Annotated in this window: 20 protein-coding genes and 2 pseudogenes; 18 read left to right on the top strand and 4 right to left on the bottom strand. The window is 55.9% G+C overall.

Translation table 11 applies throughout. The features are described from left to right. Positions 1 to 575 precede the first annotated feature (575 nt). The 7 genes and pseudogenes from BFQ00_RS00935 to BFQ00_RS30265 all read left to right on the top strand — a co-directional run. Positions 576 to 2,084 carry a P-loop ATPase, Sll1717 family gene (locus BFQ00_RS00935; protein WP_065932367.1) on the top strand — a complete coding sequence of 503 codons (1,509 nt, stop codon included), beginning with the start codon at positions 576 to 578 and terminating at the stop codon, positions 2,082 to 2,084. Positions 2,085 to 2,433: 349 nt separating this feature from the next. After that, complete coding sequence (locus BFQ00_RS28850; protein ID WP_124427637.1) at positions 2,434 to 3,681, top strand: hypothetical protein; 1,248 nt, start codon at positions 2,434 to 2,436, stop codon at positions 3,679 to 3,681. Positions 3,682 to 3,845: 164 nt separating this feature from the next. Beyond that, positions 3,846 to 4,163, top strand: coding sequence for an IS66-like element accessory protein TnpA (locus BFQ00_RS00925; protein ID WP_015885959.1), 318 nt, complete (start codon positions 3,846 to 3,848; stop codon positions 4,161 to 4,163). Continuing rightward, entirely contained in the window at positions 4,160 to 4,495 is a 336-nt protein-coding gene (gene tnpB / locus BFQ00_RS29850; RefSeq protein WP_065932365.1) for an IS66 family insertion sequence element accessory protein TnpB, read from the top strand. The genes BFQ00_RS00925 and tnpB overlap by 4 nt, the downstream gene beginning before the upstream one ends. Before the next feature lie 50 nt (positions 4,496 to 4,545). Further along, positions 4,546 to 5,364: pseudogene (locus BFQ00_RS00915) on the top strand (IS66 family transposase); the annotation flags it as partial. A 235-nt stretch (positions 5,365 to 5,599) separates the two neighbouring features. Continuing rightward, positions 5,600 to 7,516, top strand: coding sequence for a methyl-accepting chemotaxis protein (locus BFQ00_RS00910; RefSeq protein ID WP_043205934.1), 1,917 nt, complete (start codon positions 5,600 to 5,602; stop codon positions 7,514 to 7,516). Positions 7,517 to 7,771: 255 nt separating this feature from the next. Continuing rightward, positions 7,772 to 7,900 (top strand): annotated as a pseudogene (locus BFQ00_RS30265) (transposase); the annotation flags it as partial. Between the two features lie 766 nt (positions 7,901 to 8,666). Here the strand turns inward: BFQ00_RS30265 and BFQ00_RS00895 are convergent. From BFQ00_RS00895 to BFQ00_RS00880, 4 genes are read right to left on the bottom strand one after another with little or no spacing between them, the layout of a single operon-like run. After that, positions 8,667 to 9,137, bottom strand: a complete 471-nt coding sequence (locus BFQ00_RS00895) for a hypothetical protein (RefSeq protein WP_065932362.1) — start codon at positions 9,135 to 9,137, stop codon at positions 8,667 to 8,669. 2 nt (positions 9,138 to 9,139) lie between these two features. Beyond that, positions 9,140 to 11,188, bottom strand: a complete 2,049-nt coding sequence (locus BFQ00_RS00890; protein ID WP_065932361.1) for an integrase — start codon at positions 11,186 to 11,188, stop codon at positions 9,140 to 9,142. After that, positions 11,185 to 13,119 (bottom strand): hypothetical protein, encoded by a 1,935-nt coding sequence (locus tag BFQ00_RS00885; protein ID WP_065932360.1) that lies wholly within the window; start codon positions 13,117 to 13,119, stop codon positions 11,185 to 11,187. The genes BFQ00_RS00890 and BFQ00_RS00885 overlap by 4 nt, the downstream gene beginning before the upstream one ends. Continuing rightward, entirely contained in the window at positions 13,112 to 14,581 is a 1,470-nt protein-coding gene (locus BFQ00_RS00880; protein ID WP_065932359.1) for a site-specific integrase, read from the bottom strand. The genes BFQ00_RS00885 and BFQ00_RS00880 overlap by 8 nt, the downstream gene beginning before the upstream one ends. Before the next feature lie 331 nt (positions 14,582 to 14,912). On the opposite strand from BFQ00_RS00880, the gene BFQ00_RS00875 reads away from it, so the two are divergent. The 11 genes from BFQ00_RS00875 (at position 14,913) to BFQ00_RS00825 (ending at position 25,339) form a co-directional block, all read left to right on the top strand. Then, positions 14,913 to 15,566: a hypothetical protein gene (locus BFQ00_RS00875; protein WP_256535371.1), complete on the top strand. Its 654-nt coding sequence runs from the start codon at positions 14,913 to 14,915 to the stop codon at positions 15,564 to 15,566. A 271-nt stretch (positions 15,567 to 15,837) separates the two neighbouring features. After that, on the top strand, positions 15,838 to 16,332 hold the full coding sequence (locus BFQ00_RS00870) for a DUF2165 family protein (protein ID WP_065932358.1): 495 nt from the start codon (positions 15,838 to 15,840) through the stop codon (positions 16,330 to 16,332). A gap of 365 nt (positions 16,333 to 16,697) precedes the next feature. After that, entirely contained in the window at positions 16,698 to 17,912 is a 1,215-nt protein-coding gene (locus BFQ00_RS00865) for a methyl-accepting chemotaxis protein (RefSeq protein WP_083227279.1), read from the top strand. Between the two features lie 9 nt (positions 17,913 to 17,921). Further along, complete coding sequence (locus BFQ00_RS00860; RefSeq protein WP_017905089.1) at positions 17,922 to 18,290, top strand: response regulator; 369 nt, start codon at positions 17,922 to 17,924, stop codon at positions 18,288 to 18,290. A 22-nt stretch (positions 18,291 to 18,312) separates the two neighbouring features. Beyond that, entirely contained in the window at positions 18,313 to 18,600 is a 288-nt protein-coding gene (locus tag BFQ00_RS00855) for an STAS domain-containing protein (RefSeq protein WP_065932357.1), read from the top strand. 42 nt (positions 18,601 to 18,642) lie between these two features. Continuing rightward, positions 18,643 to 20,682 (top strand): chemotaxis protein CheA, encoded by a 2,040-nt coding sequence (locus BFQ00_RS00850; protein WP_065932356.1) that lies wholly within the window; start codon positions 18,643 to 18,645, stop codon positions 20,680 to 20,682. 29 nt (positions 20,683 to 20,711) lie between these two features. After that, complete coding sequence (locus BFQ00_RS00845) at positions 20,712 to 22,370, top strand: methyl-accepting chemotaxis protein (protein ID WP_065932355.1); 1,659 nt, start codon at positions 20,712 to 20,714, stop codon at positions 22,368 to 22,370. 35 nt (positions 22,371 to 22,405) lie between these two features. Continuing rightward, the gene (locus tag BFQ00_RS00840; protein WP_065932354.1) at positions 22,406 to 22,945 is read left to right on the top strand and encodes a chemotaxis protein CheW; all 540 of its coding nucleotides are present in this window, start codon (positions 22,406 to 22,408) and stop codon (positions 22,943 to 22,945) included. 9 nt (positions 22,946 to 22,954) lie between these two features. Further along, on the top strand, positions 22,955 to 23,764 hold the full coding sequence (locus BFQ00_RS00835) for a CheR family methyltransferase (RefSeq protein WP_065932353.1): 810 nt from the start codon (positions 22,955 to 22,957) through the stop codon (positions 23,762 to 23,764). Beyond that, positions 23,761 to 24,294, top strand: a complete 534-nt coding sequence (gene cheD / locus BFQ00_RS00830; protein ID WP_065932352.1) for a chemoreceptor glutamine deamidase CheD — start codon at positions 23,761 to 23,763, stop codon at positions 24,292 to 24,294. Before BFQ00_RS00835 ends, cheD begins: the two co-directional genes overlap by 4 nt. Further along, positions 24,257 to 25,339: a protein-glutamate methylesterase/protein-glutamine glutaminase gene (locus BFQ00_RS00825; protein WP_065932351.1), complete on the top strand. Its 1,083-nt coding sequence runs from the start codon at positions 24,257 to 24,259 to the stop codon at positions 25,337 to 25,339. Before cheD ends, BFQ00_RS00825 begins: the two co-directional genes overlap by 38 nt. Positions 25,340 to 25,601: the final 262 nt, after the last annotated feature.

Genomic DNA, 25,601 nt, shown 5'->3' with positions numbered 1-25,601 from the left:
TGCTTGGTATCACCTATCTCCCTGGTGGATTGACAACGTGCATCCCCCGGAAAAATATAGGCGTCAGCCAATTCAGAAGAAAATGGCATTGACTGTCAATGTTACAACCAAGGATTGACTATCTGCAGGTCAATTACGGCAGACATTGACACACTATCCGCCAGCCGCACGCTTGCTTCAGACCGAGCATTGACACTCTAGTGCTCGCTGGACAATTGCATCCCACTTGACCACCCGTTTGCATTGCCAATGACCTGTCATTTGCATTCCACCTGACCAGCTGTTTGCGTCGAATTTGACCAGCACAACGGGAGCGCCTTGACCGGCAGCTGGCGGCCGGAAGCGGGCATTGGGTGACTGGATTTCTAAATCTATATATGAGGCCGACATTTAATCGCCAAAACTGAACTCTTGTGTGCAATCTCATGCCATCCATAGACACACCTACGTCGAATTCGTAAGCTTCGTTGAGGTCTTGTCGTCTAACCCCTCGCCTTTCGACACAGTTTTTTGGGCTCAGCGGTTGCATGTAGGCAAGGAACTGATGCGGTATTAGTAAGGGAAATCTACAACTCATGACTATGCAAGGACCGTCCAAGCAGATCCTATCATTGACTCCTGAGCAAGTTGAGGCCATTCGCAAACGCTGGCATCAAAGCTCTTCTTTCATAGGGTATCCAGACGCCGAACGTGATACGGCTCAAGATAAGTGGTTCGACAATTTACTAGTCCGACCAGATTGGTTTGATAATGCAACGGCCACAACGGTGACTGTCGCTGTGGCACGAAAGGGCGCAGGGAAGTCCGCCGTTCGCCTTACTAGCATTGAGCGTCGCAAAGAGGATTCTCAAACCTTAATTGTGGAGGCCTCAGCGGACGAGCTTGCATCGTTACATGCCGAACGTCTGGCGAAGGCAACCGAACGTGGATACGGCGCAGTTGCCGATTGGATGCAGATTTACGCAGACATGATTTGCAGGCGGCTTGCACATGACATGAGCGGACGTTTACTCACCAGCGATGACGATATTGCATTACGTGCTTGGGCTATCACTAAGGGTATAACCGAGCGAGACTTCGGAGAACGTATAGCCGACGTAATTAAGACACTTGTTCCGTGGGCAAAGAACATTGCCTCCGAAAACGCAGCGCAAGAAAAGAATAGTGTCGAAAGAATTGCCCGCGTTGCACAAGCAACTAATTTCGCCCTTTATGTAGACGATTTTGACAACTTGCAAGAAGCGGGCGGCGCTACAAGTATTCGATTGATTCGAGACGCTATAGAGGCAGCAGATCGAATCACTCACAACAACTTAAATGCCGAAGTCCATCTCTTTATGCGACAAGATTTGTGGTTAAATATAAATCCCGGCTGGCATTATTCTGACAAGGTGAGTGGTGTCGTTCATCTTAATTGGGATGTGAGCGATTTGAGGAAATGGACTGCAAATAGACTGCGTTTTGCGATTGCGGCAGCGCTAGGGTGTGAACCTAAAAAAATTCGGGTGCCTTTCGATGATATGTGGCATGTATTCTTTACTCCAGAAGTCACGCTAAAGAATAAATCGACGAGTGATTCATTTAGTTATTTTGTCCGCCGCTCAATGTATACGCCGCGAAGCCTCAGGGCCATGATCAAGTTTGCACTCGACGGGTCAGAAAGACTGCCGGTCACTGACTTAGAGATTCAAGATGCAGAGTGGATTTACTCCACTGACCAGCTCGAATTCTTAAAAACTGAATTTGGTGGACTTTGTGTCGGATTGGATATTTGTCTGCAATCTTTTACTGGCAAACCTCTCGAGTGGATTGCATCTGACCTATACAAACATCTCCGAGGCCTAATCGGGAATGGTCAAGTGAAGCTCCATAAAGGCGTCTCCTACGGTGAGCCCGATATCGCGCTCGCGCGTTTTTTATATCGGATAGGATTTATGGAGGTTCGATATCCAGAAGATGAGCGATACGAAGTGCGTGATGTAATGCGTCATCCAGATCATTGGAAAAGTGTGAGAACGGACGACGCTGTACGATGGGCGGTTCGAAGCGCTTTCTTCAATGGCTTAAAGTCGCACCGCTCTTAACTCCTGAGAATAAAAAATATGTGCATGGGATTTAAACGCAGTTTGTAATGGACATGGATTGGCGCAGTCGGTTGCTATCGCTAAAAGCAATCACCCTGTGACTGCTATTTCTGGGTCGATAGCGGCTTAGGCTGAACCACTTTTATTCCCATAAAAAGGCAGCTTAGGGTCGAAAAAGTTCGACCTTGAGCATCCGCTTTTGGCCGAACGCGGTAACTCATAAGCGACTGCTTTCGGCCAAACGTGTCCTTTGGGTGTAGAGGGGACGCTCAACGTTTTATTTTTTAGCTCTCAAGCGATTTACTTTGTACAACTTAAAAGCCGACAGATAAAAAATAGAGGGCTGAATATGAAGATAGGATGGAAGACTAAAAATAGCAATTTGAAGCCCGAAGAAATTATTAAAAAAATTGAGAGTATAAAAAAAATAACCGTTGATGGTCGAGTGTCATTCGAAGCCTTTGAATATCACAATGCCTTCGCAAGCCTTTTCTCAATGATTGAGTTAACGTCAAAATCGGACGGACTAAATCTTGACTCAATTCTGTCCAGAAGTATTTCAATCACTGCTACGGCAGGAGTGCTCACTAAAGATGCGCTAATGGAAAATATTCAGAAAATTTGTCGAGCTGAGCTCGCTACCAGAGAAGAAAAATATTGTTTCCTCACTTCTGTATCCATCAACCCTGCTCACCTGACTCTTAAGTCAATATACATTGAAGATACACATATAAATTTATTTTCTGGAGACTATCCTAAAAAATACTACTCTAGGAGCCGGGAGATTAAGGCATCTCACCGTACGTTGAATGACGAACATGAGCAATATTGCAAGGTTAAGATCCAGTTGAAAGCCAAAACCGACCAGGGAGCCACGACGAAAGCACTGAGAAGCTTAGACATACTCAGAGCGATTATGGCGTTATTTGGAAATTCGAGTATGGAGCTAATGGGCAATAAACAGGCCGCCATAAATAAAGTCAGGCTGGGGCAGACGCACACACTACACTACTTTAGTGGCAAGCCAGCAAAATCGACTGTATGGTATGAACCATATTTTGAAGCAGGTAAAGTATACTCACCATCGAAGCCGGAAGTATTTGGTAAAAACGTCAAGTGGGCTCTTTCAAGATTAAAAATATGCAAATACGGTAGAGTAATAAAGGACTCGCTACTTCGATACGTCCGAGCACTGGATGAAAGAGAACACAATTCGGCTCTTATAAGGCTTTGGGGCGCACTAGAATGTCTTGCATCACCATCTGACTCAAATAAAGATGGCATACCTCGACGCTGCGCTTTCTTATTCGAAGAAAGCGAGTTTCATCAACAAGTACTTGAACACCTTCGTGAACATAGGAATCAGAGCGTACATGCCGGCGAAGAAAGCGAGCGCGCTAAAACATATTGTTATCAAATACAGTTTTATTTCAGAGAGCTCATCTTATTTCACCTACGCCGATCCGACGACTTCCAGTCTTTAGCCGAAGCTAACCAGTTTCTCGACCTGCCAGCGAAACCAAGCGATCTACAAAGAAAGATTGATCTGTATAAAAAGGCGTTAGAGTTTCAAGGCGGGTCTACGGATATCCAATGACGCCATTGCAGAAAAGCTCATGAGTATCCACTACTCGATCCCGAGTAGTGCTTGCGCGGAGGAACGTAAGCGGATGGCGAACACACCTACCGAACTCCAGTATTTAGGGCGATGGTGTCCGCGTATTTTAAGCGGACGCGATCACCCTTATCGCCAGGATTTCCATGCGCCAACGCAGCTCTTACCCCAAACCATTTAAAGCCCAGGTCGTCCAGGAATGCTTGCAACCTGGAGCGACGATTTCCAGCGTAGCCATCCATCACGGCATCAACGCCAACGTGATCCGCAAGTGGCTACCGATTTACCGGGATCAATCACCCGCAACTCTGCCGGCCTTCATCCCCGTACAAGCTGCACCCAAGCGCGCAACAGAAGAGACGGTGATCATCTCACTGGTTCTGGGCGATAAATCCGTCACCGTAAAATGGCCAGCCTCAGATCCGGACGGCTGCGCGTGTTTTATCCGTGGCCTGGCCCAATGATTCGTATCGACTCCATCTGGCTCGCCACCCAGCCCATGGACATGCGGGCCGGCACTGACACTGCACTGGCCCGGGTGGTTGCCGTGTTCGGTGCGGCGAAGCCGCACTGCGCCTACCTCTTTGCCAACCGCCGGGCCAACCGCATAAAGGTGCTGGTGCATGACGGCGTTGGTATTTGGCTAGCGGTGCGACGCTTGAATCAGGGCAAGTTTCATTGGCCGGGCATCCATCTTGGCGCGGAGGTCGAACTCGACCCCGAACAACTCCAGGCGCTGGTACTTGGATTGCCTTGGCAGCGAGTAGGTGCAGGCGGCGCAATTACATTGCTCTAATACCTGGCTTATAGCTGTGACCGGAGGACTGCTTTGGTAAAATCCACGGCATGACTTCTTTGCCCGATCTCGATCAAATGCCCCCTGAACAACTGCGCGCGCTGGCTGCGCAGCTGATGTCCAAGGTCGACACCATGGGCAGAAAGATCCATCGTGATGAGACGATCATCGAGCAGCTCACCCACGAAATCGCCATTCTCAAGCGACACAAGTTTGCTAAGCGCAGCGAGCAGATCAGCCCGGCGTAAGGCAGCTTGCTCGATGACCTGCTTAATACCGACCTCGAAGCCATCGAGGCCGACTTAAAAGCACTTCATCCCGCACCCGCGCAGATAGAACCACGCCAGCAACCCAAGCGTGCGCCGTTGCCGCCGCAGTTCCCGCGCACTGTGATCCATCACGAGCCGGACAACACTCAGTGCGCTTGCGGCTGTCAGCTTCAGCGCATCGGTGAAGACGTCAGCGAGAAGCTGGACTACACGCCGGGCGTGTTCACCGTCGAACAGCACGTTCGTGGGAAATGGGCCTGCCGGCAGTGCGAAACACTGACCCAGGCCCCGGTGCCGCCGCAGGTGATCGACAAGGGCATCCCCACTGCCGGCCTGCTGGCGCAAGTGATGGTGGCCAAATTCGCCGACCACCTGCCGCTCTATCGACAGGAAAAGATCTTCGGCCGTGCCGGCCTTGCCATCCCGCGCTCGACACTAGCGCAGTGGATGGGTCAAACCGGCGTGCAGCTTCAGCCGCTGGTCGATGCGCTGCGCGAAGCAGTGCTGGCCCAGCGCGTAGTCCACGCCGATGAAACACCGGTACAAATGCTGGCTCCAGGAGAGAAGAAAACCCACCGCGCTTACGTCTGGGCCTACTCGGTACCTAGGCCCCTATCGATACACGGGTACAGGTAAAGCTTTGCTGGTTTCAGCCGAAACATTCCGAACGGAGAAAAAACTGGCTACGGCAGGCTACTACTGAACCATCCTGGGCTCTATCAGACGTCGACTTCATAGAACGTTCGCCTTGGATAGCTTTAAACAACATCTTCAAGCCCTGAGGCCTGCCATGCTTAGAAATGCTCCTTTGAGTACAAAGCTACTGCTTATTTTGATGTTTCCCCTGTTGGGCTTTCTGGTCTTCGCCGGGATTTTTGTAGCTGACAAACGGGAGACACTGAGCGAGATGAACCGAGCGGTCACCGCTACCGGCACCGCGCAGAAACTCAGTGACGTAGTAACCACTATCCAGCGTGAGCGCGGCGCAAGCGGCGTGTTTCTGGGCAGCGGTGGTAAGACGATGCAGGACAAGTTGAAAGTCTTACGCCAAGAAACCGACCGTGCGGTGAGCGCGATGCATGCGCAATCGACCGAGGGTCTTATCGCGCCTGACAAGATGCTGCGCGCAATTGATGGTTTGGCCGGACTGCGTCAGCAGGTGGACACGCTCGCAATCAATAACGGCGAGTCCGGCACCCGATTCACCGATCTTATCAAAAATTTGATCGGCTTCTCTTACTCACTGGAAACCAGCATTGAGGATCCGGAAATCCTGCGTGGGCTGAGTTCACTCAATCAGTTCGTAGACATGAAAGAGCGCTCTGGTCGAGAGCGTGTACTGCTTGGCCTGGCATTCAACCAAAACCGTTTTGATGCGCCGCTGTTGTCACGTTTCAGCCGCAACATGGGCGAGTTCTCCGGCTATTTCGAGGCCTTTCAACGCTGGGCTCCTGCCGTGTTCAAAAATAAGCTGGATGCGGTTCTACAACAGCCCGCATCCGTCGATGTAGCTCGCCTGCAAAAACTCGGATTTGATACGCCTCTAGGCGATCCGCTTAATATCAAACCCGAAGACTGGTTCAACCTTTCCACCAGCCGTATCGACATGATGGCTCAGGTCGAGGCTGAACTGGGCCAGACGGTCGTGAGCCTAGCCAATGTCGCGCGTACCGATGCCCAGCGCAGTCTGTATGTCGCAATAGCCACCGTCATTCTGATGTTGATTGCGGTGCTGTGGCTCGCTTCGGTGATTATTCGCAATATCAAAATCGCTGTGGTCGACGTGAACCGCACCCTTATTTCGCTATCCACGCGTGACCTAACTGCCAGAACCCGTTACACCGGCAGAGACGAGTTTGGCGAGATCTCGCGTAACCTGGATAACATGGCCATACAGATCGGTGAAGTGATCCGTGAGATCGGGAGTGCCACGGCGCAGGTCGCGACCGCCGCCGAGCAGTCTTCGGCTGTGGCCCTGCAAACTAGCAATAACGTCGTCCAGCAGCGTCAAGGCACCGATCAGGTGGTCACTGCCATCAGCGAGATGAGCGCCACGGTCAAAGACGTGGCGCGCAGCACTACCGACGCCGCAGAGATGTCGCAGCGCGTTAATGCCAGCACTATGCAGGGCAAGGCTGAAATCGAGAACACCATCAGCTTGATCAAAGGGCTTGAGGTTCAGGCCGAACAAACATCCCGAATCATTGAGGAGCTCAAGGGTGAAAGCTATTCCATCTCCTCGGTTTTGGATGTGATTCGTGGTGTAGCAGAGCAAACCAATCTGCTAGCTTTGAACGCTGCCATTGAGGCTGCCCGTGCCGGTGAGCAGGGTCGTGGATTTGCCGTGGTCGCCGATGAGGTGCGGAATCTGGCCAAAAAGACTCAGGATTCCACCGTCAGTATCCAGAAGATGATCGCCAATCTGCAATCCGGCTCCGACCGTGCCGCCACTTCCATGCAGGAAACTCTAGGGAAGGCTCAAGAAGGCGCGAGCAACGTAGTGCGCGCAGGGGAGTTGCTAGAAGAAATAGCCGAGGGCATCGCGACCATCAGCGACAGCAACATACAGGTCGCCTCGGCGGCAGAACAACAGAGTCAGGTTGCCGAGGAGATCCACCGCAACGTAAACGACATCAACACTCTGGTTATCCAGGTCAGCGCCGGTGCTGAACAAACCGCCGTCACCAGCCGCGAGTTAGCCCGCTTGGCCGAGCAACAGCAGGGGCTGGTGGGACGGTTCAAGGTGAACTGAGTTACAAGTTTTTTTACCGGATGCTCAAATGCCCGAGAGAACGACTTTCGGGTATTTGAGGATTGGTAGATGAGAGGGTGACGCGCCTATAAGGGCTACTTTGCTCAACGCGATAAACGAGGCTTTTCATGACGCCGGATGAGGTCAGGCCATGGATTATCAGCCGTCCTACGGCTTTCTGAAGGACTGCTTATACCGATTTCTGTCCTTCGTGAACGGCAGCTTCGGGTTGATTTACACCGGTCAGGCTCGGCCATTACCGAAATTGGCTGCATGGCCCATGCCCGCCGAAAGTTTTTTGATCTACACGTCGCGAATAAAAGTCAGTTGGCCGAACCAGTCCTACACTCGGTTGGAGGCCTGCAGGAAGTTGCCGGTTCAGCGGGCGTGTGAAATCGACCAGTTGCTGCCGCATAAGTGGCAACCGGCTCAATCACCTAAGGCGTGATGGCCGGACGCTTACAATTCACATTCGGTTTGACAGCGTTAGGAAAGCTTACTCGGACTCTGACGACTACACATTACGGCACACATTGACTGCCTGCTTTTTAGAAGTTGCAAAGCTGCAAGGTTCCAAGCCCGTGAGGGAAGCGAGTCAGTCTTATCTGACTAATATTGACATTTGAGTCAACCGGCCATAGAGTTTTCACGGTAGCCCTTGAGGCACTTGAGCTTTAACCCCTTGAGGGATTTGCAGAGCCCGGCTAATTTCCGGGTTTTTGCCTTTCTGAGACTTCTGCTGACGCGGCTGCCACCAACATACTGAAACTTCATGCTCCGTCCGCTCCCGCAGCTTGATCGCCATCTCAAGATCTAGATACGCCTCCTTGTCAGCCGATAGCGATCCGGCGTCTTTGGCCTTAGCATGCAGCCAGGCCCTGCTTTTCTCATAGTCACTGCAGAACACGAATATCGACCCCATGCAGAAAGCTGAAAGCCTAGTGCTGCTGAGTTTGCCTGAGAATCATATCGAGCTCGACACAATGAGTCAGTTGGAGCAGGCTTCCAGAGAAACCTGCATCTTTCTGATCAAGCGGTTTTAATCGTGCCAGTCGGTTCAAGCTGAGTTATTTCGTCGTCGCAATGACCAAGCTGCGCAAGAAGTTCTCTTGGGCGGCTACCCCGTCAACACGGAAATTTTCGAACAAGCTCACGCCGAGGTGAAGGTCATGCCTTTGTCACTACGCAGCAGGGATTCGACCTTTGCCGAGTGGCCCGAGCGGCTATAAGCCATCGAATGTTCCAGCTCGCGCACCCGTTGCCACAACTTCATATTCTGAGCCAGCACGTTGTCACGCTGCATCTGAGCGATTGATAGCGTTTTTTCCAGCGCGGCCAGCTGACTTTCCATCTGCCGGATTTTTTTGCCGCTAGATGAACCCGCCCCTTTGCTGGCCTCTGCCCGAACCGCCTCGATTTGAGCCAGTAGCGGTAAATGCGCTTTACGCGACTTCTTCAAGTAGCCACGATCAAATCCAGCCTCCAGACTGACAATGCTGGCAGTGAGTTTCGACAGGTCTAAAGCAACATGCTCGGGCACAACAGGCTTACCAACCAAGAGGCGCTGCAAGGCTTGCTCGCAAGCGCCCACCCCCTTGCTTGTTCCGTCACCAGACTTCATGGTTAAACCTCCACCGAGTCAATCAGACGGGCTTTGAAGGCGGTTAAACGCTCAATGTCGCCCTTCACAATTTGATATTCGCCCGAGCCTTCTGCGTAACTGTACAATTCATTCTCCGCATCCTCAATCGCCGCATTGAGCTTATAAGGCTTGATAATCGCGCCCTCGCAAGACAGGCATTCCGTGTAGTCACCGAGCAAGAAGGAGTAGCAACGGCCCGCCTTAGTACAGCCACCGAGCAGTGTCGGACGGTAGCTAATTGCACCGCTTTTAACCCGTTGTTCGGTGTCAGCGCGGACATCTTCAATCTGAATCTCACCCGCCTTAACCCGCTCTTTCTGTTTCTCCATGTACGAGCCGGTGCCGCCGAACAGCGGTTCCTCATTAAACAGAAGATCGGCAATCAACTGGTTCGACACCGACATGGGCACGGCCATCTGATACTCGAAGGCGAAGTGATTGCTTGGCAGCACAAAGTCCTTCTTCTTGTCGTCGTAGTAGCCAAAAATGGTGCGCAGGTTATCGTAGCCATTCGCGTAATAGCGCGACATTTCAATCGTCATGTGCTTGAACTGCGCCCGCAGCGTCGGCAAGGAAAGAAAACCGCTACTGCTGCCATAGAATGCCAGCGAGCGCCGAAACTGATGACTTGTCAGCGGCCAGGGCTGGCCGGCAGCAAACGCTGGCTCATTGTAAAAGTCACGAGAAGGATCGCTCTGCGCCAGTTCCTGCAAGTCCTCTGGCTGGATCGACAGCCCGTGCAAAACAGTTCCTTGTGTCCCTCTAGCCTTAAAACTCGTCACGCCAACTTCGGCACTGTTCCGCGTATAACCAACAATGGAAGGGTTGAGAAACAGCGGGCAACGGGCTTCCAACTCGATTTTGTAGAGTTTGGCGAGTCCGCGACAAATCGCCTGGGCGACTTCGACCGCCCTGACGACCTCCCTCGGCGCGAACCATGCGGCTTCTTTGTTGTAGCCGGTGAACTTTGTGGTGGTCGAGAGGACATTTACTGACCGCGGCTTATCACGTTCAATGCCCTGGTCATCGACGACCACCTGCCTGACGACTTGATCGGACAAACAGTAATACGGCATTCGCATCACCTCTTGATCGCGCATGCCGGTATAGAGGTGGATCAGCGTTTTCACCACATACTGCATTCGGAGCAAGCGCAGTTGCAGATTTCTCCTCCCAGAACACTCAAACTCACCGGCAAACACCGAAGTCAGACCATGATCCTTGATCGCTTGCCCCATGTCGGGCCGCCGGTGTGCCTTGCCACCAACACCCAAAGAATTCTGTCTGTCATGAGTAATGCCGTAATGCTCATCAGCAAAGCAGGCGATAAAGGACTCGAAACGCCCAACGCCTACATAAAGCTGATTGAGCAGGTCGCCAGTAAGATTGATGAGATTCAAATAGATTCGTGTCGGAATGACTGGATGCTGCTTGTGCTCTGGTCGTGACAGATCAAATTTGGCGGGATTGATCACGGCATAACCCAACCGTTCTTCGCCCACCCTGGCCAAGCCTTTCAAAACCCCAGAAAAAACCTTTTTATCGAAGCTACTTTGGCCAATAAAAGCCGCCAGATAAACCGGCACGGTAAAGATCTGCCGCAAGGACAGCACGCCAACCATGGGCTTCTGTTTCTGCTCATAGCAGAACTGAATGGCTAAGCGCAGCAAGAGCCAATACTGGCAAAATGTGCTTGCGCTCAGCTTACCGAGTCGCCCGCCACCGGCAAAATAGATCATGCAATACAGCAGATGTCTGGCTTCTTCGATCAGCGCCTGCTGCTGTAGGCCACTTTCGTTGAATACCGTATCAAAACGTATTCGCGCGAGTTTTTTTGCACTCAGCCGGTATGGGTTAAAGTCCCAAACGCGTTCACCGTATACCGCCGTGGCGTTGCCTTTCGCATCACGACAAAGAACGAAATCGGGTGCGGGCTTGCCGTAGAGTTGCGGCGCCTTATCTGGCTCACTGGTTGGCGAAAACTGGCCGCTGGAAAAGAGACTGCCGATGGACTGGACAACAGCGTTCAAAATACCACTCCCATTTTTTCATAACGGCTCAGACGGCTTTCCCAGAAAGGCGTGAGCTCACCGTATTCAAACACCTTGGCCTTGATCGCTTCGACCAACTGCTTCACCGCATTCGAACGCTCGCCAAGCGCCTCAAGGATGAACTCGATTCGGATCGACAATTCTTTGTAGAGCGCTTCAGCATGAGCCGAATCGGGCGCGGCTTCACGCACCGCATTGATCACATACTGCAAACTCACAATCTTGTGCAGGTCTTCTTCATCGCTGTGACAGATATAGTGCTCGCAGTACAAGCAGCCGTATTGGCTGCGGCAGTTCGGCTCGATTGCAACAGCCCCTAAATCATGCACAGGGATCGGCTGACTGAACCCGTCACAGTGACCCGCCGCCGTTCCGATCTCGCCTTCTGCAGGCCTATGGCTGCGCTCAAACGCGACTTTGGCTGTATGGCGCATGGCCTGCCAAAACTGTCCGAACTCAGCTTTCTGCTGCTCAGGAGTAGCCTCCGAATAAGTCGAAAGATTGACCATCAAACTCTGATTCAAGGTTGCCGCTACCGTGGACGGCGACACGCCAGCGGTATGCATCCCAAGGCTCTTGTACTTGCGCATCTTGCGCGGCGAAAGTCTTGGTACCTTGGGGTCAAGGAAGGTGCCGCTGATGGAGTTGAAGAATTTTTTCATCAACATAGTTGTGTTAAATTCAGAAAATTCGTTATCGGTGCTTGCTAGTTCGCCACTCGCAGGCATCGTAAAGAACAGCCGCTCATGCGACACGCCATTCAGAATCCACTCACGGAGCTTCAGGTACTCCTTGAGCAGCGGCAACCCTGTGTCACGCCCGATGTTATAAAGAGTTGATTTCCCGCCCGCCCGGAACTTCACAGCCGACAACTCTTTCTTGATTGGAGATTTCTCAACCTCGATCGCGTCTATATAGCTAAACTGGTCAAACTCGGTCGGCGTGGCGCCTGTGATCATAAGGAGAAGGCTTGCGTAGGCTTTCGCGGCAAAACCCGCCACTTGAAGCCGGTGCCAGTGGCGCCCATATTCGTTGGCCGCATCCAAACTCGCCTGTGCGTTTAATAGAGTGCGCTCTGCTTCCGATTTTTTGTATAGCCTTCGCCCCAACCTGTCAGCAGCGGCCAAATATTCTTCGACCGTCGCAATCCGTCGCTCGCCGGCATTATAATTAAGCGGCGATGTCTTGAATGGGCCAACCCAACCATGGCTTGATGGAAACACAACCACCTCATAATCCCTGATGCTCACAACAAAGGGATATGGCTGGCTGTTCAGGACGAAAACACTGCATTGCTGGGCAATCGCCAAACAAGCGTCCCGGCACACCTCAACATGGGCAGCGCTGGCTGCCTCAGAGCCTTTTTCGGCAATGATCGGGACCGCACCTGCTAGGATATGGTGACTGTCTTCTGGATAAAGCAGTTCAATAATCCTTGAAACATTCAACTGACTATTTTTCGCACTGACGGGCTTCAATACATGATGGGCTATTTGATGATTCAGGTGCGCGGTATAGTCTCGATAGGCTTGCTGGGCTTGCGCTGCACTGGCAAACATTTCCCTGTAGCCTTGCGCGTTCAGCCAGTCGATAAAATATGCGGTAAGCGTCAATCGCAATAGAACTGTCTTATCACGCAGACCGATAAAGGACTCTAGCAGCCTCACAATCAGTTCACGACGGCTTTCGACAAAAGACTCAATCCCTACCGGCGTGCCGCGATCATCCCGAACGCTTTCATTCTTACCACGCAGCAAATATGCAAAACTGCCAATATCCAACGGCTTCTTCATCACCTTCGGAGACAGTTGCAAACGCAAGCGCTCAGGCTCAGCAAACTCATAGGTGACTTCACTCAGCGTAATAATCTGCGTATTGGCACGATGCTCGAATTGCTGACGACTATTCATCGTGCGCCTCCACCTTCAGCACCGCGTAGCCGCCATTGAACAACTTCCTCTCCCAAACCTCTTGGGCAATGACCTTTTCGTGAGTCATCTTGAACAACTTTAGGTAGTTCTCTGTCGTTTCCCTGGACTCGTGGTGCATGCGCTTCTGAATAAAATCAATGTCTTCGCCCGGTTTCAACTCTCCCTCCTGAACCAATGCCTGCAGGCGCTGGTAGAGCTGATATCCAAAGGTCGCTCGCAGCCAGTGATATGAAAAGTCTTTCGGAAATGGGCTAGAGGCTTTCTGGATCAACTTGCGCTTAACTGTTTCCGTGACCTGCCCTGTCTGCGGCGACTTAACAATCGTATAGCGCGGATCGCTTTTGGCCATGTAGTAGCAGTTACCTTGATCTGAAAGAAACAAATACATATCATCTTCGTCCACCGTCAGACCGGGATGACTTGTCTCTAACTGAGCTAGAAACTTTTCCCTCCGTTTCTTCATCATTGGGCTTTTAGCAAGCGTAACAAGTTCTTCGGCAAGTTGCTTCGGGACGTACAGGACCTGCGGTTTGTCGTATTTCGTATCGATGCCTGTGCAGGGGCCAGCATGTAATTTATAGGCACCCTCCCGCTCCAGTTTGTCCTCTGTAAAGCCTTTCAAATTCTTCAAGCGCATGGTCAGAACGGTTTGCTTGCGGGCGCCCGTCATTAGCGATGTCATTAGGATCAATCGCTCAACTGCAGACCATTCTTTTTCATTGCGAATGGCGGACAGAAATGCACCCAACTCAAGATTATAAAGCGGCCTGAGGTCCTCGCCGTCATCGCGAACGAACCCTAGCTGCACAGAACTACCCGGCGGCGTACGTCGCGTTTGGCTGCGTTTTTCTGCATCTACGACCTTGACACCTTTAAAACCCTGCACGATGAACCGTACCTGCTTGATCGTATCTACACGCTTCATGTCGAGATCATGCCAATACTCGGAAACGTACTTATAAAAGTGGTAGATAACACCTGTGTATTGATTTATCACCTGATTACTGCGGGTGCCTTCGTTAATCAGGTGGTAGAAATACTTGTATGTCGGACGAAGTGGAGGCCGAGCACCGGAGAAGTCGAGCCAATCAAGATTGTTATCCTCACAGAACAACAGGTAATCAAGTAGTTTGCTGGCACGACGCCGAACATCGTCAGTGCGCCGATTGATCGGAGCCTTTTCACGCATTAGGTTCAGCAGATAATCATTAGCCTCTTGCCACGGATATCCATTTAAATGAAACAGAAACGGGAAATTATATAAATCAGGATAGTTTTCTCCACCAACCTCACCAACTTGATACACAATTTCAGAGCCGCTTCCTTCCAGCCGGATTTTTTTTGCGTCGGGCGCTTCACTGACGTAGAGACTTGAGAAGGCGCTTCGAAGGGTCGAAAGAAGAACCAGGCGCGCTTCGTGCTGAGGATTTCGATAGGACATGACTCACCTTTAACGTAGATGAGAAGACAGTATCGATTAGGCGTTTTCGATGCATCCCTAATCAATTCACTTCCCTCACCCCGCCGCAGTGAGATTGGAGGCCGTATTGCAACTAGAGCCGCTGTAGGCTGCCTTCTACCTCAAAGCAGCGAGTAGCGCGGTCATGCACAAAGAGCTTCAGAACGAGCTGCAAAAGCCCTATCCGCGCGATTCCCCCTCCGGCTGTATCCCCGCTCACGAGGATTTTCAGGCGCGATCTGTCAACGATCCATGTTACAGAAGGGCGTCTTTGCGAAAACTGTCAATCACTTCTTGTTAAGTGAATCTACCCATGGGTCCAACTTATGGAATACTTTCGGATAGGGTCTATACCGATGCTGACGGGCTTTTCAACCTGTGGCTTGATTACGCGGTCGCCGATGTCATGCGCTATTTGGGCACTGAGTGCGAACTCTACAACCATGATCTGTCGGAACAAGAGCTGGCAGACATTAAAAGTACGATGCGCGCGGCATTGCACACCTACAGCGTTTCACAGCTATGGTCGGTGGCCTGGAAGGTTGTCAGGGACGCCGCAAGTTTGGCGAATCGTGAGTACTACAACCGTCCTAAAGCCGCAGCAACCATTCCGGGGAAGATTCGGCGCAACTTGGAAAAGGTACAGCGCGAGTCGATTGAACTCAGAGCGTGGAGTCGCCCGGAGCAACACCCTGCGGGCACATTGGGGATGATGTTGGGCGAGATTTTGGGTGTTGATGAAAACACTTCTGGTCAGAGGGTCTCCTCCCTTATTGCCTGGCTCACAGGGCAGGCGTGTTCACCTGATATCGAAGCAGCGCTGGACGAGCCGATACGGGAATTGATGACCCTGGCGTTGTCCCACGACATCGGCGCCTCAGTGATGCTGCGGTTCGCAGAGATGATTCGTGCCGGTCATGACGTCGGTTTTGCCATTGAAGAAATTGGTGAAGCGCTTCGGTCGTAAAGCGGGCGAAAATAGAAGAAGCCGGCAGCAAGCTCCAGCCTGCATAGCGAGACGCCCAACGCAAACGGGCCAGCCGATGACTTCGGCTGGCGCGGGAGACATGTGGCGGCTCCTGCGTATAAACCCATCACACAGCATCCGCTCGCTCCCCACCTGTTTTGCCCACAGTCGATTCAGCAAATGCTCACATCATCAATAGACACCCCGTGGATTCTGCGGGCCGATGCAGGTGTAACGTGCTGAGCGTCTCGGGCATTTTCAGGAAATCAGCATGGTCACTCGTTACGCAAAGTTGGTCCTGGTCGCGATGTTGGCGGTCTTTGCCGCGCTGGCAGCATTCAATAACCTTACGGACTACACCTCAAATTTCAACTTCGTCCGGCACGTACTGAGCATGGACACCACCTTCCCCGGCAACGCCGCCATGTCACGCGCGATCAATGCCCGTTGGGTATGGCACGGAGCCTATTGGGCAATCATTGCAGGCGAGGCGCTGACGGCCCTGTTGCTGGCTGTTGGCGGGTTGATGTTGTGGCGCGCTCGGCACAACTGCGCTCAGCAATTCAACCAGGCCAAGGTCTTCGCCGTCGCGGGCCTCACCACGGGCCTGTTGGTGTGGTTTTTCGGCTTTATGGTGATTGGCGGCGAGTGGTTCTTGATGTGGCAGTCCCGGGAATGGAACGGCCAGGACGCAGCGTTCAAATTCTATGCAGCCATGTTAGGCGTGCTGGTGTTGCTCAATCAGCCGGATGCAGATTGCGATTGAAACGCGTCATGCCTGTATCGATGTGGGTATGCGCGTAATCGAGCACATCATTCGCGAACTGGCGGACGTGGTCCCGGCAGCGTTTCAACAGGTGTTGATCGCGTATTGGGCGGCGAAGATCGAAGCGTTATGAGCCCAATAGCAGTGTGTTCCCGCCGAACGCCAGGCAGCAGCACTGCTTGGAAGACACTTACGCCCTGGAGGCCACGCTGATTTGTTCAGCGCACAGGGGCTCGGACGCCCGGGCCGGTCATCCAATGGTCATAAAACAGACGGAAGGCACATAAGGATTCTAAAGTTGAGAGGGAGTGGGCAGATAACCCCTATGTCGCCTATATCCGCAACACTGTTCAAGGATCGAACTCATGACCCAGCGTCAATCCGTCCGCATTACCCTTCCTGGTCATCCGCGTTTTTGCTGGTTTGCTCTTATCCCGGTAGTGCCTGCCGTGGTGTGGTTGCTGGTGCAATCAGCCTCCACGGCCAACCTGGTGGCGTGTGCGGTACTGGTGCTGATGGGTCTCGGTGCCTGTGCCTGGAGCACCGGTTCACAGCGCAAGGCGGTGTTGCGCACGACGTCGCGGGCCCAGGCGGATCAGTCAACGGTGGACGCGGCGCACAACGGCATGGCTTCTCGCGCGCAGCTCGATGAAGTGTTGCTGGGCGCCATGCCGATCTGGGCCAAGCAGGTGGAAAGCTCGCGGCATCAGACTGAAGAGGCGATTGTAAGCCTGGCCAACCGTTTTACCGGGATCGCCACGCGATTGCAGGACACGGTACAGGCCTCGCAGCAGGCTGCCGGCGAACTGGACGGGCAGTCCGCCGATGGCGCGCTGGAGGTGCTGGCGCGCAGTGACAGCGAGCTGAGCCAGGTGATCAACTCGCTCAAGGCCACTCAGACCAGCCGTGACCAGACCCTGGCCCAGGTCCGCAGCCTCACCGCCTATACCAAGGAACTGCGCGCCATGGCCGCCGACGTGGCGGCGATTGCCGCGCAGACCAACCTGCTGGCCCTTAACGCAGCCATCGAGGCGGCGCGTGCCGGTGAGGCAGGGCGCGGCTTTGCGGTGGTGGCCGATGCGGTGCGCAGCCTGTCGAACAAATCCAGTGAAACCGGCCAGCAGATGTCGGCCAAGGTCGACATCATCAATAACGCCATCACGCAGCTGGTGCAGGCCGCATCCAGCAGTGCCGACCAGGACAGCCACTCGGTGGCCGAGTCGGAAAACAGCATTCAACGCGTGCTCGAGCGCTTCCAGAACATCACCGGGCGCCTGGCCGACTCTGCCGACCTGCTCAAGCAGGAAAGCTACGGCATCCGTGATGAGATGACCGAAGTGCTGGTCAGCCTGCAATTCCAGGACCGGGTCAGCCAGATCCTCAGCCACGTGCGAGACAACATGCAGGCCTTGCATGACCACCTCCTGCAAGCCAGCCAGGCGCCGGACCAGGCGGTGGGCGTCGATGCCCGGCAGTGGCTCGCGCGGATGGAAGCCACCTATGCCACCGACGAGCAACGGCGCCTCCATCACGGAGCGGCGGCCGCGCAGCAGAACTCTCAAGACATCACCTTCTTTTAGGAGCACATCATGGCAAAGAATGTATTAGTGGTCGACGACTCCAGCAGCGTGCGGCAAGTGGTCGGCATTGCCTTGAAAGGCGCCGGCTATGACGTCATCGAGGCCAGCGACGGCAAGGATGCCCTGAGCAAGCTGACCGGGCAGAAAGTGCACTTGATCATCAGCGACGTGAACATGCCCAACATGGACGGCATCACCTTCGTCAAGGAGGTCAAGAAGCTGGCCAATTACAAGTTCACCCCGATCATCATGCTGACCACCGAGTCCCAGGAATCGAAGAAGGCCGAGGGCCAGGCCGCCGGCGCCAAGGCGTGGGTGGTCAAGCCGTTCCAGCCGGCGCAGATGTTGGCAGCCGTGTCTAAACTTATCCTGCCTTGATCCCGGCGCCAGGGAGGCTCCCATGCCGATTACCACTGAAACAATCGACGATACTGCCTGCGTGCGCATCGACGGCGAGCTGACCATCTACACCGTAGCGGAACTGGCGGCTGCGCTGCTGCCCCGGATCGGCGCGACTCCCCGCCTGGAGCTGGATCTGTCGCAGGTCACGGAGATGGATGGCGCCGGTTTGCAGTTGCTCGCAGTGGTCCAGCGTGAGGCGGGCGTTGCCGGTACGGCCTTGAGTGTGACCGGCCAAAGCCAGGCGGTCATGCACGCACTGCAACTGTGCCGTAGCGCAGGCTTGTAGTCGCCACTTCCCATGTTTTTTTGATCGACAAGGACAGTCCAGGTGAGCATCAATCTCGATCAGGCACAGCAGACATTCATCGTTGAGGCACGCGAGCTGTTGCAGGCCATGGAGCAATCCCTGCTGCAATTGGAAAGCGAGCCTGGCGACCAGGATGCCATCGGCGCGATTTTCCGCGCCGCACACACCATCAAGGGTTCGGCGGGCCTTTTCGGTCTGGCGTCGATCGTGGGGTTCACGCATATCGTCGAAGACGTGCTTGACCGCCTGCGCGAAGGCAAGGTGGCGGTGGACGCCGCGTTGATCGCGCTGCTGCTCAAATGCGGCGACCACATGCTCGAACTGGTCGAAGTGGTCGCCAACCGCGGTGAGGCGCCGACGCCCGCAGCGCTGGAGCGCGGTGAGGCATTGCGCGAGGCACTGAGTGCCTATCAGCCGATGCGAACCGCCGCTGCCGACGTCGAAACCGCAGAGGTGGCCGACGACGCGGCGGTCGACGTGCTCTGGCACCTCTCCCTGCGCTTCGGCGTGGACGTGTTCCGTAACGGCATGGACCCGCTGTCGTTTTTGCGCTACCTCGAGACCCTGGGTCAGGTGCTGCAGGTCAAGACCCTGACCGACAGCATCCCGCCCATGGACCGCTGGGACCCGGAAAGCTGCTACCTGGGGTTCGAGATCGACCTGCGTTCGACGGCCAGTCACGCCACCCTCAACGAAGTGTTCGACTTTGTGCGTGACGACTGCGAGGTGCACATCAGTGCGGTCGACGAAGCGCCCGGCAGCACGGCGGTCGTCGCCGGCGACCAGGTCACCCAGGCAGAGCAGAGCCTTGTGGCGGCGACACCGCAGCGTTCTGCGCCAGCCAGCGAAGCGAAACCCCGTGATGGCAATTACGTGCGGGTCAACGCCGACAAGCTCGACGAACTGATCAACCTGGTCGGCGAACTGGTGATCGCCAGTGCCGGCTCAAGCCTGCTGGCCCGCTCCTGTAACAACGACCCTTTGCAGGAGGCGACCTCGACGGTATCGGCGCTGGTGGAAGAAATCCTCGATGGCGCCCTGCACCTGCGCATGATCCCCATTGGTGACACGTTCAACCGTTTTCGCCGTGTGGTACGTGATATCAGCCAGGAGTTGGGCAAGGACATCGAACTGAGCATCAGCGGTGCGGACACCGAGCTGGACAAGACCGTGGTCGAGAAAATCGGCGACCCGCTGATGCACCTGCTGCGCAACGCCATGGACCACGGTATCGAAAGCGCCGAGGCGCGACAGGCGGCCGGCAAGCCGACCAAGGGTCATTTGAGCCTCAATGCCTACCATGACTCCGGAAGCATCGTCATTGAAATCGCCGACGACGGCGCCGGGCTGAACCGCGAACGCATCCTGCAAAAGGCCCAGGAACGCGGGCTGGTGGCCAGCGGCGCGGTGCTCACCGACCAGGAGATCTACAACCTGATCTTCGAAGCAGGTTTCTCCACCGCCGAGGCGGTGACCAACCTGTCCGGGCGGGGCGTCGGCATGGACGTGGTCAAGCGCAACATCACCTTGTTACGCGGCACCGTCGACCTGGACAGCCGCTCCGGCGAGGGCACGGTGGTGCGCATCCGCTTGCCGCTGACCCTGGCGATCATCAATGGGTTTCTGGTCGGCATCGACCAATCCACCTATGTGATTCCCCTGGACATGGTCCAGGAATGTATCGAACTGGATGAGCGCCAGCGCCAGTCCAGCCGCGACGACGGCTATCTGGACCTGCGTGGCGAGGTCTTGCCGCTGGTGGACCTGCGTGAACACTTCAGCCACGAGGGGCCGGCTGCACGGCGCCAGAACGTGGTGGTGGTGCGCTACGCCGAGCACAAGGCCGGGCTGGTGGTGGATGACCTGCTCGGTGAGTTCCAGACCGTGATCAAACCGTTGGGCAAGCTGTTCGGCGCGCTGCGCGGCATCAGCGGCTCGACCATATTGGGCAGCGGCGCGGTGGCCCTGATCCTGGATGTACCGGCACTGCTCAACCAACTCGTACAACTGGAAGCCCGCACGCCCCAGGCGCCTCAATCGCCGCCGGTCGTCGCTCGCTGACGCATAAGCAATTCCATGGAGGTTCCCCGATGAAATGGTTCTACGATCTTAAAATTTCCACCAAGCTGATCAGCTCGTTCCTGGTGGTCCTGGCGCTCACTGCGGCCATGGGCGGCTTCGCCATCCTCCAGCTCGGCGCCGTCAACCAGGCGGCCCAGGACATCAAGGGCAATTGGATGCCTTCCATGCGCGCAGCGGCCGGCATGCGTTTTTTTGCCGCCAACTATCGCCTGAAAGAAAACCGCCACCTCGCGACCGATCTTGCAGAGGAAAAGGCCCAGGCCGAACGCGAAGCCGTCGACGCGCGTGAACAGTTCCAAACCCGCATGGGCACCTATGAGCAGTTGCTGTCGAACGATGAAGATCGCCAACTGCTGGCCAGCGTGAAAAGCGCGTGGGACGCGTACCTGGCGAGCAGCAAGCAAGTGCTCGAGTTTTCCCGGCAGAACCAGGAAGTCCAGGCACGCGGTTTGCTCAGGGGAGAGTCCAAGGGGCATTTCGATGAGGTGACCAGCCGCCTGCAGAAAATGATCGAGTTCAATGATGCCGGTGCCACGGTCGCGGGTGACAAGGGCTCGGCGCTGTATGAGAACGCACGCCTGTCGATCAGCGCGGTACTGGTCGCGGCCTTGTTGATCGGCCTGGGCCTGGCGGTATTCATCGCCCGGATTATTTCCCGCCCGTTGAGGCAGGCCGCAACCGCCGCCGAACAATTGGCCGAAGGCAACCTCAACGCCCACATCGAGCCCGGTGCAAAGGATGAAACCGGCATGGTGCTCAACGCCATGCGCAACATGGTCGGCAAGCTGGCGCATATCATCGGCGAAGTGCGTAACGCCGCCGACAACCTGGCCAGCGCCTCCGAACAGGTCAGCGCCACGGCGCAATCGATGAGCCAGGCCACCAGTGAACAGGCCGCCAGTGTCGAGGAAACCAGCGCCTCGGTGGAACAGATGAGCGCCAGCATCAACCAGAACACCGAGAATGCCAAGGTCACCGATGGCATGGCCAGCAAGGCCGCCAAGGAAGCCACCGAAGGCGGCGAATCGGTACAGCAGACCGTGGTGGCGATGAAGAAAATCGCCCAACGCATCAGCATCATCGATGACATCGCCTACCAGACCAACCTGCTCGCCCTCAACGCCGCCATCGAGGCCGCTCGGGCCGGCGAGCACGGCAAGGGCTTCGCCGTGGTGGCCGCCGAAGTGCGCAAGCTGGCCGAGCGCAGCCAGGTCGCGGCCCAGGAAATCGGCGAGCTGTCGTCCAGCAGCGTGGACATGGCCGAGAAGGCCGGCAAGCTGCTTGACGAAATGGTGCCGTCCATCAACAAAACGTCCGACCTTGTGCAGGAAATCAGCGCTGCCTCCGAAGAACAGGCCGCCGGTGTCGGGCAGATCAACACCGCGATGACCCAGCTCAACCAGGTGACCCAGCAAAATGCGTCGAGCAGCGAGGAACTGGCGGCCACGGCCGAAGAAATGAGCAGCCAGGCCGAGCAATTGCAGCAAGCTATGAGCTTCTTCGTGCTCGATTCAACGCCAAAGGCTTCGGTTCAAAGCAGCAACGTCGACAGCCCCGGCGGCAAGCCCGGCCGTCAGCCGCCGCGCCCGAAACCACAGGCACCGCGCAAGGCTTTCGCCTACAACATGGCCGGCGCACCTGACGAATCGGACTTCACCCGCTTCTGATCCCACGATCGATACGGGCCTACAAGGAGAGTGACATGGGCGCAGTGATGACGACTCGGCATACCGCGGTTGCGGTGGATGAGGACGCGCAATACCTGACCTTCATGCTCGGCGGTGAAATGTTCGCCATCGGCATTCTGGGCATCAAGGAAATTATCGAATACGGCAGCCTGACCGTGGTGCCGATGATGCCGGCGTTCGTGCGCGGGGTGATCAACCTGCGCGGCGCGGTGGTGCCGGTGGTGGACTTGTCGGCGCGCTTCGGGCGGGCCAACTCGGCCATCACCCGGCGCTCCTGCGTGATCATCATCGAGGCGAATACCGACGACGGCCGGCCCCAGGATATCGGGTTGCTGGTCGACACCGTGTCCGCCGTGCAGGAGATCCCGGCCGCGCAGATCGAGCCGCCGCCCAGTTTCGGCGCGCGGATTCGCGCCGATTTCATCGGCGGCATGGCCAAGGTCGACGGCAAGTTCGTGATTGTGCTGGAGGTGGACAAGGTGCTGTCCATCGATGAGATGTCCAGCCTCGCCGAGGACAGCCAGGCGGCGGCCCTCGACCTCGATCCGCGTTGAGTCCCGACCATGCCAGATACCGCCTCCATCGACGATCGTGAATTCGGCCAGTTCCAGAGCTGGCTGTACCGCGCGGCCGGCATCAACCTGTCGCCGGCCAAGAAAGCCTTGGTGGCCGGGCGCCTGTTCAAGCGCCTCAAGCACTACGAGCTGCACAGCTACGGTGAGTACTTCAAGCTGATCATGAGTGACCAACGCAAGGGCGAGCTGCAGGTTGCGCTGGATTTGCTGACCACCAACGAAACCTATTTCTTTCGCGAGCCCAAGCACTTCGACTTCCTGCGCCAGCAGGTGCTGCCCCGGGCCGCGCCGGGCAAGGTATTTCGCGTGTGGAGCGCGGCCAGTTCCTCGGGCGAAGAACCCTACAGCCTGGCGATGACCCTGGCCGAGGGCCTGGGCACCACGCCTTGGGAAGTGATCGGCTCGGACATCAGCACCCAGGTGCTGGCCAAGGCGCGCAACGGCCACTACGCCATGGAGCGCGCCGCGACGCTGCCCCTGCCGCTGCTGACCAAGTACTGCCTCAAGGGTATTGGCCGCCAGGAGGGCACCTTCCTGATCGACAAGGCGTTGCGCAACCGCGTCAATTTTGTGCAGGTCAACCTGAACGAAGCGCTGCCGGCCCTGGGCGAGTTCGAGGTGATCTTCCTGCGCAACGTGATGATCTATTTCGACCAGCAGACCAAGAGCCAGGTGGTCGCGCGTCTGTTGCCGCTGCTCAGGCCCGGCGGTTATTTCATCATCAGCCACTCGGAAAGCCTCAACGGTGTCAACGACACCTTGAAGCTGGTGGCGCCGTCGATTTACCGCAAGCCATGAAAAAACCAGTCGGAGTGAGCGAAGTGGTGTTGGCGCCTGGCCAGGTCAGCTTTGCGACGCGGCCGACGCGCCTGCGCACCTTGCTCGGCTCCTGCGTGGCGATCACCTTTTGGCACCCGCAACGACGGATCGGCGGCATGTGTCATTTCATGCTGCCGGGGCGCCTGCGCAATCATCAGCCCCTGGACGGCCGCTATGGCGACGAAGCCATGGAACTGCTGCTGCGCCACGCCCAGGCCAATGGCACGGGGGCACATGATTACCAGGTCAAATTGTTCGGCGGCGGCGAGATGTTTCCCGATCACCAGCGCCGCCTGCCGACCCACGACGTGGCCAGCCTGAATATTCGCGCGGCGCTGGCCCTGGCCGAGCGTTATCAATTGCACCTGACGGCCCAGGACATGGGCAGTACCGGTTACCGCACGATCATGTTCGACCTGTGGAACGGCAACGTCTGGGTCCGGCACCAACCTATGGGAACACTTCAACAAGATGCCTACCAAAAAAATCAGTGTGCTGCTGGTCGATGACTCGGCCGTGGTGCGCCAGGTACTGCTGGCGATTCTCGCTGACACGCCGGATATCCATGTGATGGGGGCCGCCTCCGACCCGATTTTCGCCATGGACAAACTCGCCCGGGAATGGCCGGATGTGATCGTGCTGGATGTAGAAATGCCGCGCATGGACGGCATCACCTTTCTCAGGAAAATCATGAGCGAGCGGCCGACACCGGTGGTGATCTGCTCGTCGCTGACCCAGAAAGGCGCGGAAACCTCCCTGCAGGCGCTGGCAGCGGGTGCCGTGGAAATCATTACCAAGCCCACGACCGGCCTGAAGAGTTTTCTGATCGAATCGGCGGCCGAGTTGGTGGCGGCGATCCGTGCCGCGGCTAACGCCAACGTCAGGAACCTGGGAAAGCGCAGCATCAGCGTGACGCCCTTACCGGCACCGGCCGGCAAGCTCAGTGCGGATGCAATCCTGCCCGCCGCCAATGGCCAGGCCATGGCGCACACCACCGAACGTATTGTCGCCATCGGCACCTCCACCGGCGGCACCCAGGCGCTGGAGGCGGTGCTGACGGCACTGCCGCGGGTGTGCCCGGGCATGGTGATCGTGCAGCACATGCCGGAAAAATTCACCGCCTCGTTTGCCGAGCGTCTCAACAGCGTCTGCGAGATCGAGGTGCGCGAAGCGCGCAACAATGACCGTATCCTGCCCGGGCTGGCCCTGATCGCCCCAGGCGGCAAGCACCTGATGGTCACCCGCAGCGGCGCCTATTACCACGCTCAGGTCATCGACGGGCCACTGGTCAACCGGCACCGGCCTTCGGTGGATGTGCTGTTTCGCTCGGTGGCCAGGTTCGCCGGGAGGAACGCTACGGGCATCATCATGACCGGTATGGGCGACGACGGCGCGCGCGGGCTCAAGGAGATGCTTGATGCCGGGGCCGCCACGGTGGCCCAGGACGAGGCCAGTTGTGTGGTGTTCGGCATGCCCAAGGAGGCGATCAAGCTCAATGCCGCCCAGCGCATCATGGCGTTGGGGGATATTCATCGGGCGATTTTGCATAAGTGAACGTGAGTTCCAGGCTGCCTTGATCGTCCGTGGCACCCTGGGTGTCTACACAACTTTGGTGCGATGCTGGGTGAGGGAGCAGCCTATGACTATTTACTGATGCTCCACAATCCAAATGTGGGGGGGGCTTGCCCCCGATGGCGGCCTCTGGGCCGACCAGGATGTTAAATCAGATCGAGTACATATCCGTTTCTGCGGTAACGGCTGCTAATGGTTCCGCTTTTACAGCGGCTCACTTTTGAAAAGCGCAAAAGTAAGCAAA

Origin of the sequence: Pseudomonas sp. 28 E 9, assembly GCF_900004785.1 — a bacterium.
GTDB lineage: Bacteria > Pseudomonadota > Gammaproteobacteria > Pseudomonadales > Pseudomonadaceae > Aquipseudomonas > Aquipseudomonas orientalis_A.
This window is presented reverse-complemented; position numbering and strand designations above follow the sequence as displayed.

What these genes read in the sequence shown, in the direction of transcription:
- BFQ00_RS00935 (WP_065932367.1), top strand. Translation starts at nt 576, where the DNA reads ATGACTATGCAAGGACCGTCCAAGCAGATCCTATCATTGACTCCTGAG.
- BFQ00_RS28850 (WP_124427637.1), top strand. Translation starts at nt 2,434, where the DNA reads ATGAAGATAGGATGGAAGACTAAAAATAGCAATTTGAAGCCCGAAGAA.
- BFQ00_RS00925 (WP_015885959.1), top strand. Translation starts at nt 3,846, where the DNA reads ATGCGCCAACGCAGCTCTTACCCCAAACCATTTAAAGCCCAGGTCGTC.
- tnpB (WP_065932365.1), top strand. Translation starts at nt 4,160, where the DNA reads ATGATTCGTATCGACTCCATCTGGCTCGCCACCCAGCCCATGGACATG.
- BFQ00_RS00910 (WP_043205934.1), top strand. Translation starts at nt 5,600, where the DNA reads ATGTTTCCCCTGTTGGGCTTTCTGGTCTTCGCCGGGATTTTTGTAGCT.
- BFQ00_RS00895 (WP_065932362.1), bottom strand. Translation starts at nt 9,137, where the DNA reads ATGAAGTCTGGTGACGGAACAAGCAAGGGGGTGGGCGCTTGCGAGCAA.
- BFQ00_RS00885 (WP_065932360.1), bottom strand. Translation starts at nt 13,119, where the DNA reads ATGAATAGTCGTCAGCAATTCGAGCATCGTGCCAATACGCAGATTATT.
- BFQ00_RS00880 (WP_065932359.1), bottom strand. Translation starts at nt 14,581, where the DNA reads ATGTCCTATCGAAATCCTCAGCACGAAGCGCGCCTGGTTCTTCTTTCG.
- BFQ00_RS00875 (WP_256535371.1), top strand. Translation starts at nt 14,913, where the DNA reads ATGGGTCCAACTTATGGAATACTTTCGGATAGGGTCTATACCGATGCT.
- BFQ00_RS00870 (WP_065932358.1), top strand. Translation starts at nt 15,838, where the DNA reads ATGGTCACTCGTTACGCAAAGTTGGTCCTGGTCGCGATGTTGGCGGTC.
- BFQ00_RS00865 (WP_083227279.1), top strand. Translation starts at nt 16,698, where the DNA reads ATGACCCAGCGTCAATCCGTCCGCATTACCCTTCCTGGTCATCCGCGT.
- BFQ00_RS00860 (WP_017905089.1), top strand. Translation starts at nt 17,922, where the DNA reads ATGGCAAAGAATGTATTAGTGGTCGACGACTCCAGCAGCGTGCGGCAA.
- BFQ00_RS00855 (WP_065932357.1), top strand. Translation starts at nt 18,313, where the DNA reads ATGCCGATTACCACTGAAACAATCGACGATACTGCCTGCGTGCGCATC.
- BFQ00_RS00845 (WP_065932355.1), top strand. Translation starts at nt 20,712, where the DNA reads ATGAAATGGTTCTACGATCTTAAAATTTCCACCAAGCTGATCAGCTCG.
- BFQ00_RS00840 (WP_065932354.1), top strand. Translation starts at nt 22,406, where the DNA reads ATGGGCGCAGTGATGACGACTCGGCATACCGCGGTTGCGGTGGATGAG.
- BFQ00_RS00835 (WP_065932353.1), top strand. Translation starts at nt 22,955, where the DNA reads ATGCCAGATACCGCCTCCATCGACGATCGTGAATTCGGCCAGTTCCAG.
- cheD (WP_065932352.1), top strand. Translation starts at nt 23,761, where the DNA reads ATGAAAAAACCAGTCGGAGTGAGCGAAGTGGTGTTGGCGCCTGGCCAG.
- BFQ00_RS00825 (WP_065932351.1), top strand. Translation starts at nt 24,257, where the DNA reads ATGCCTACCAAAAAAATCAGTGTGCTGCTGGTCGATGACTCGGCCGTG.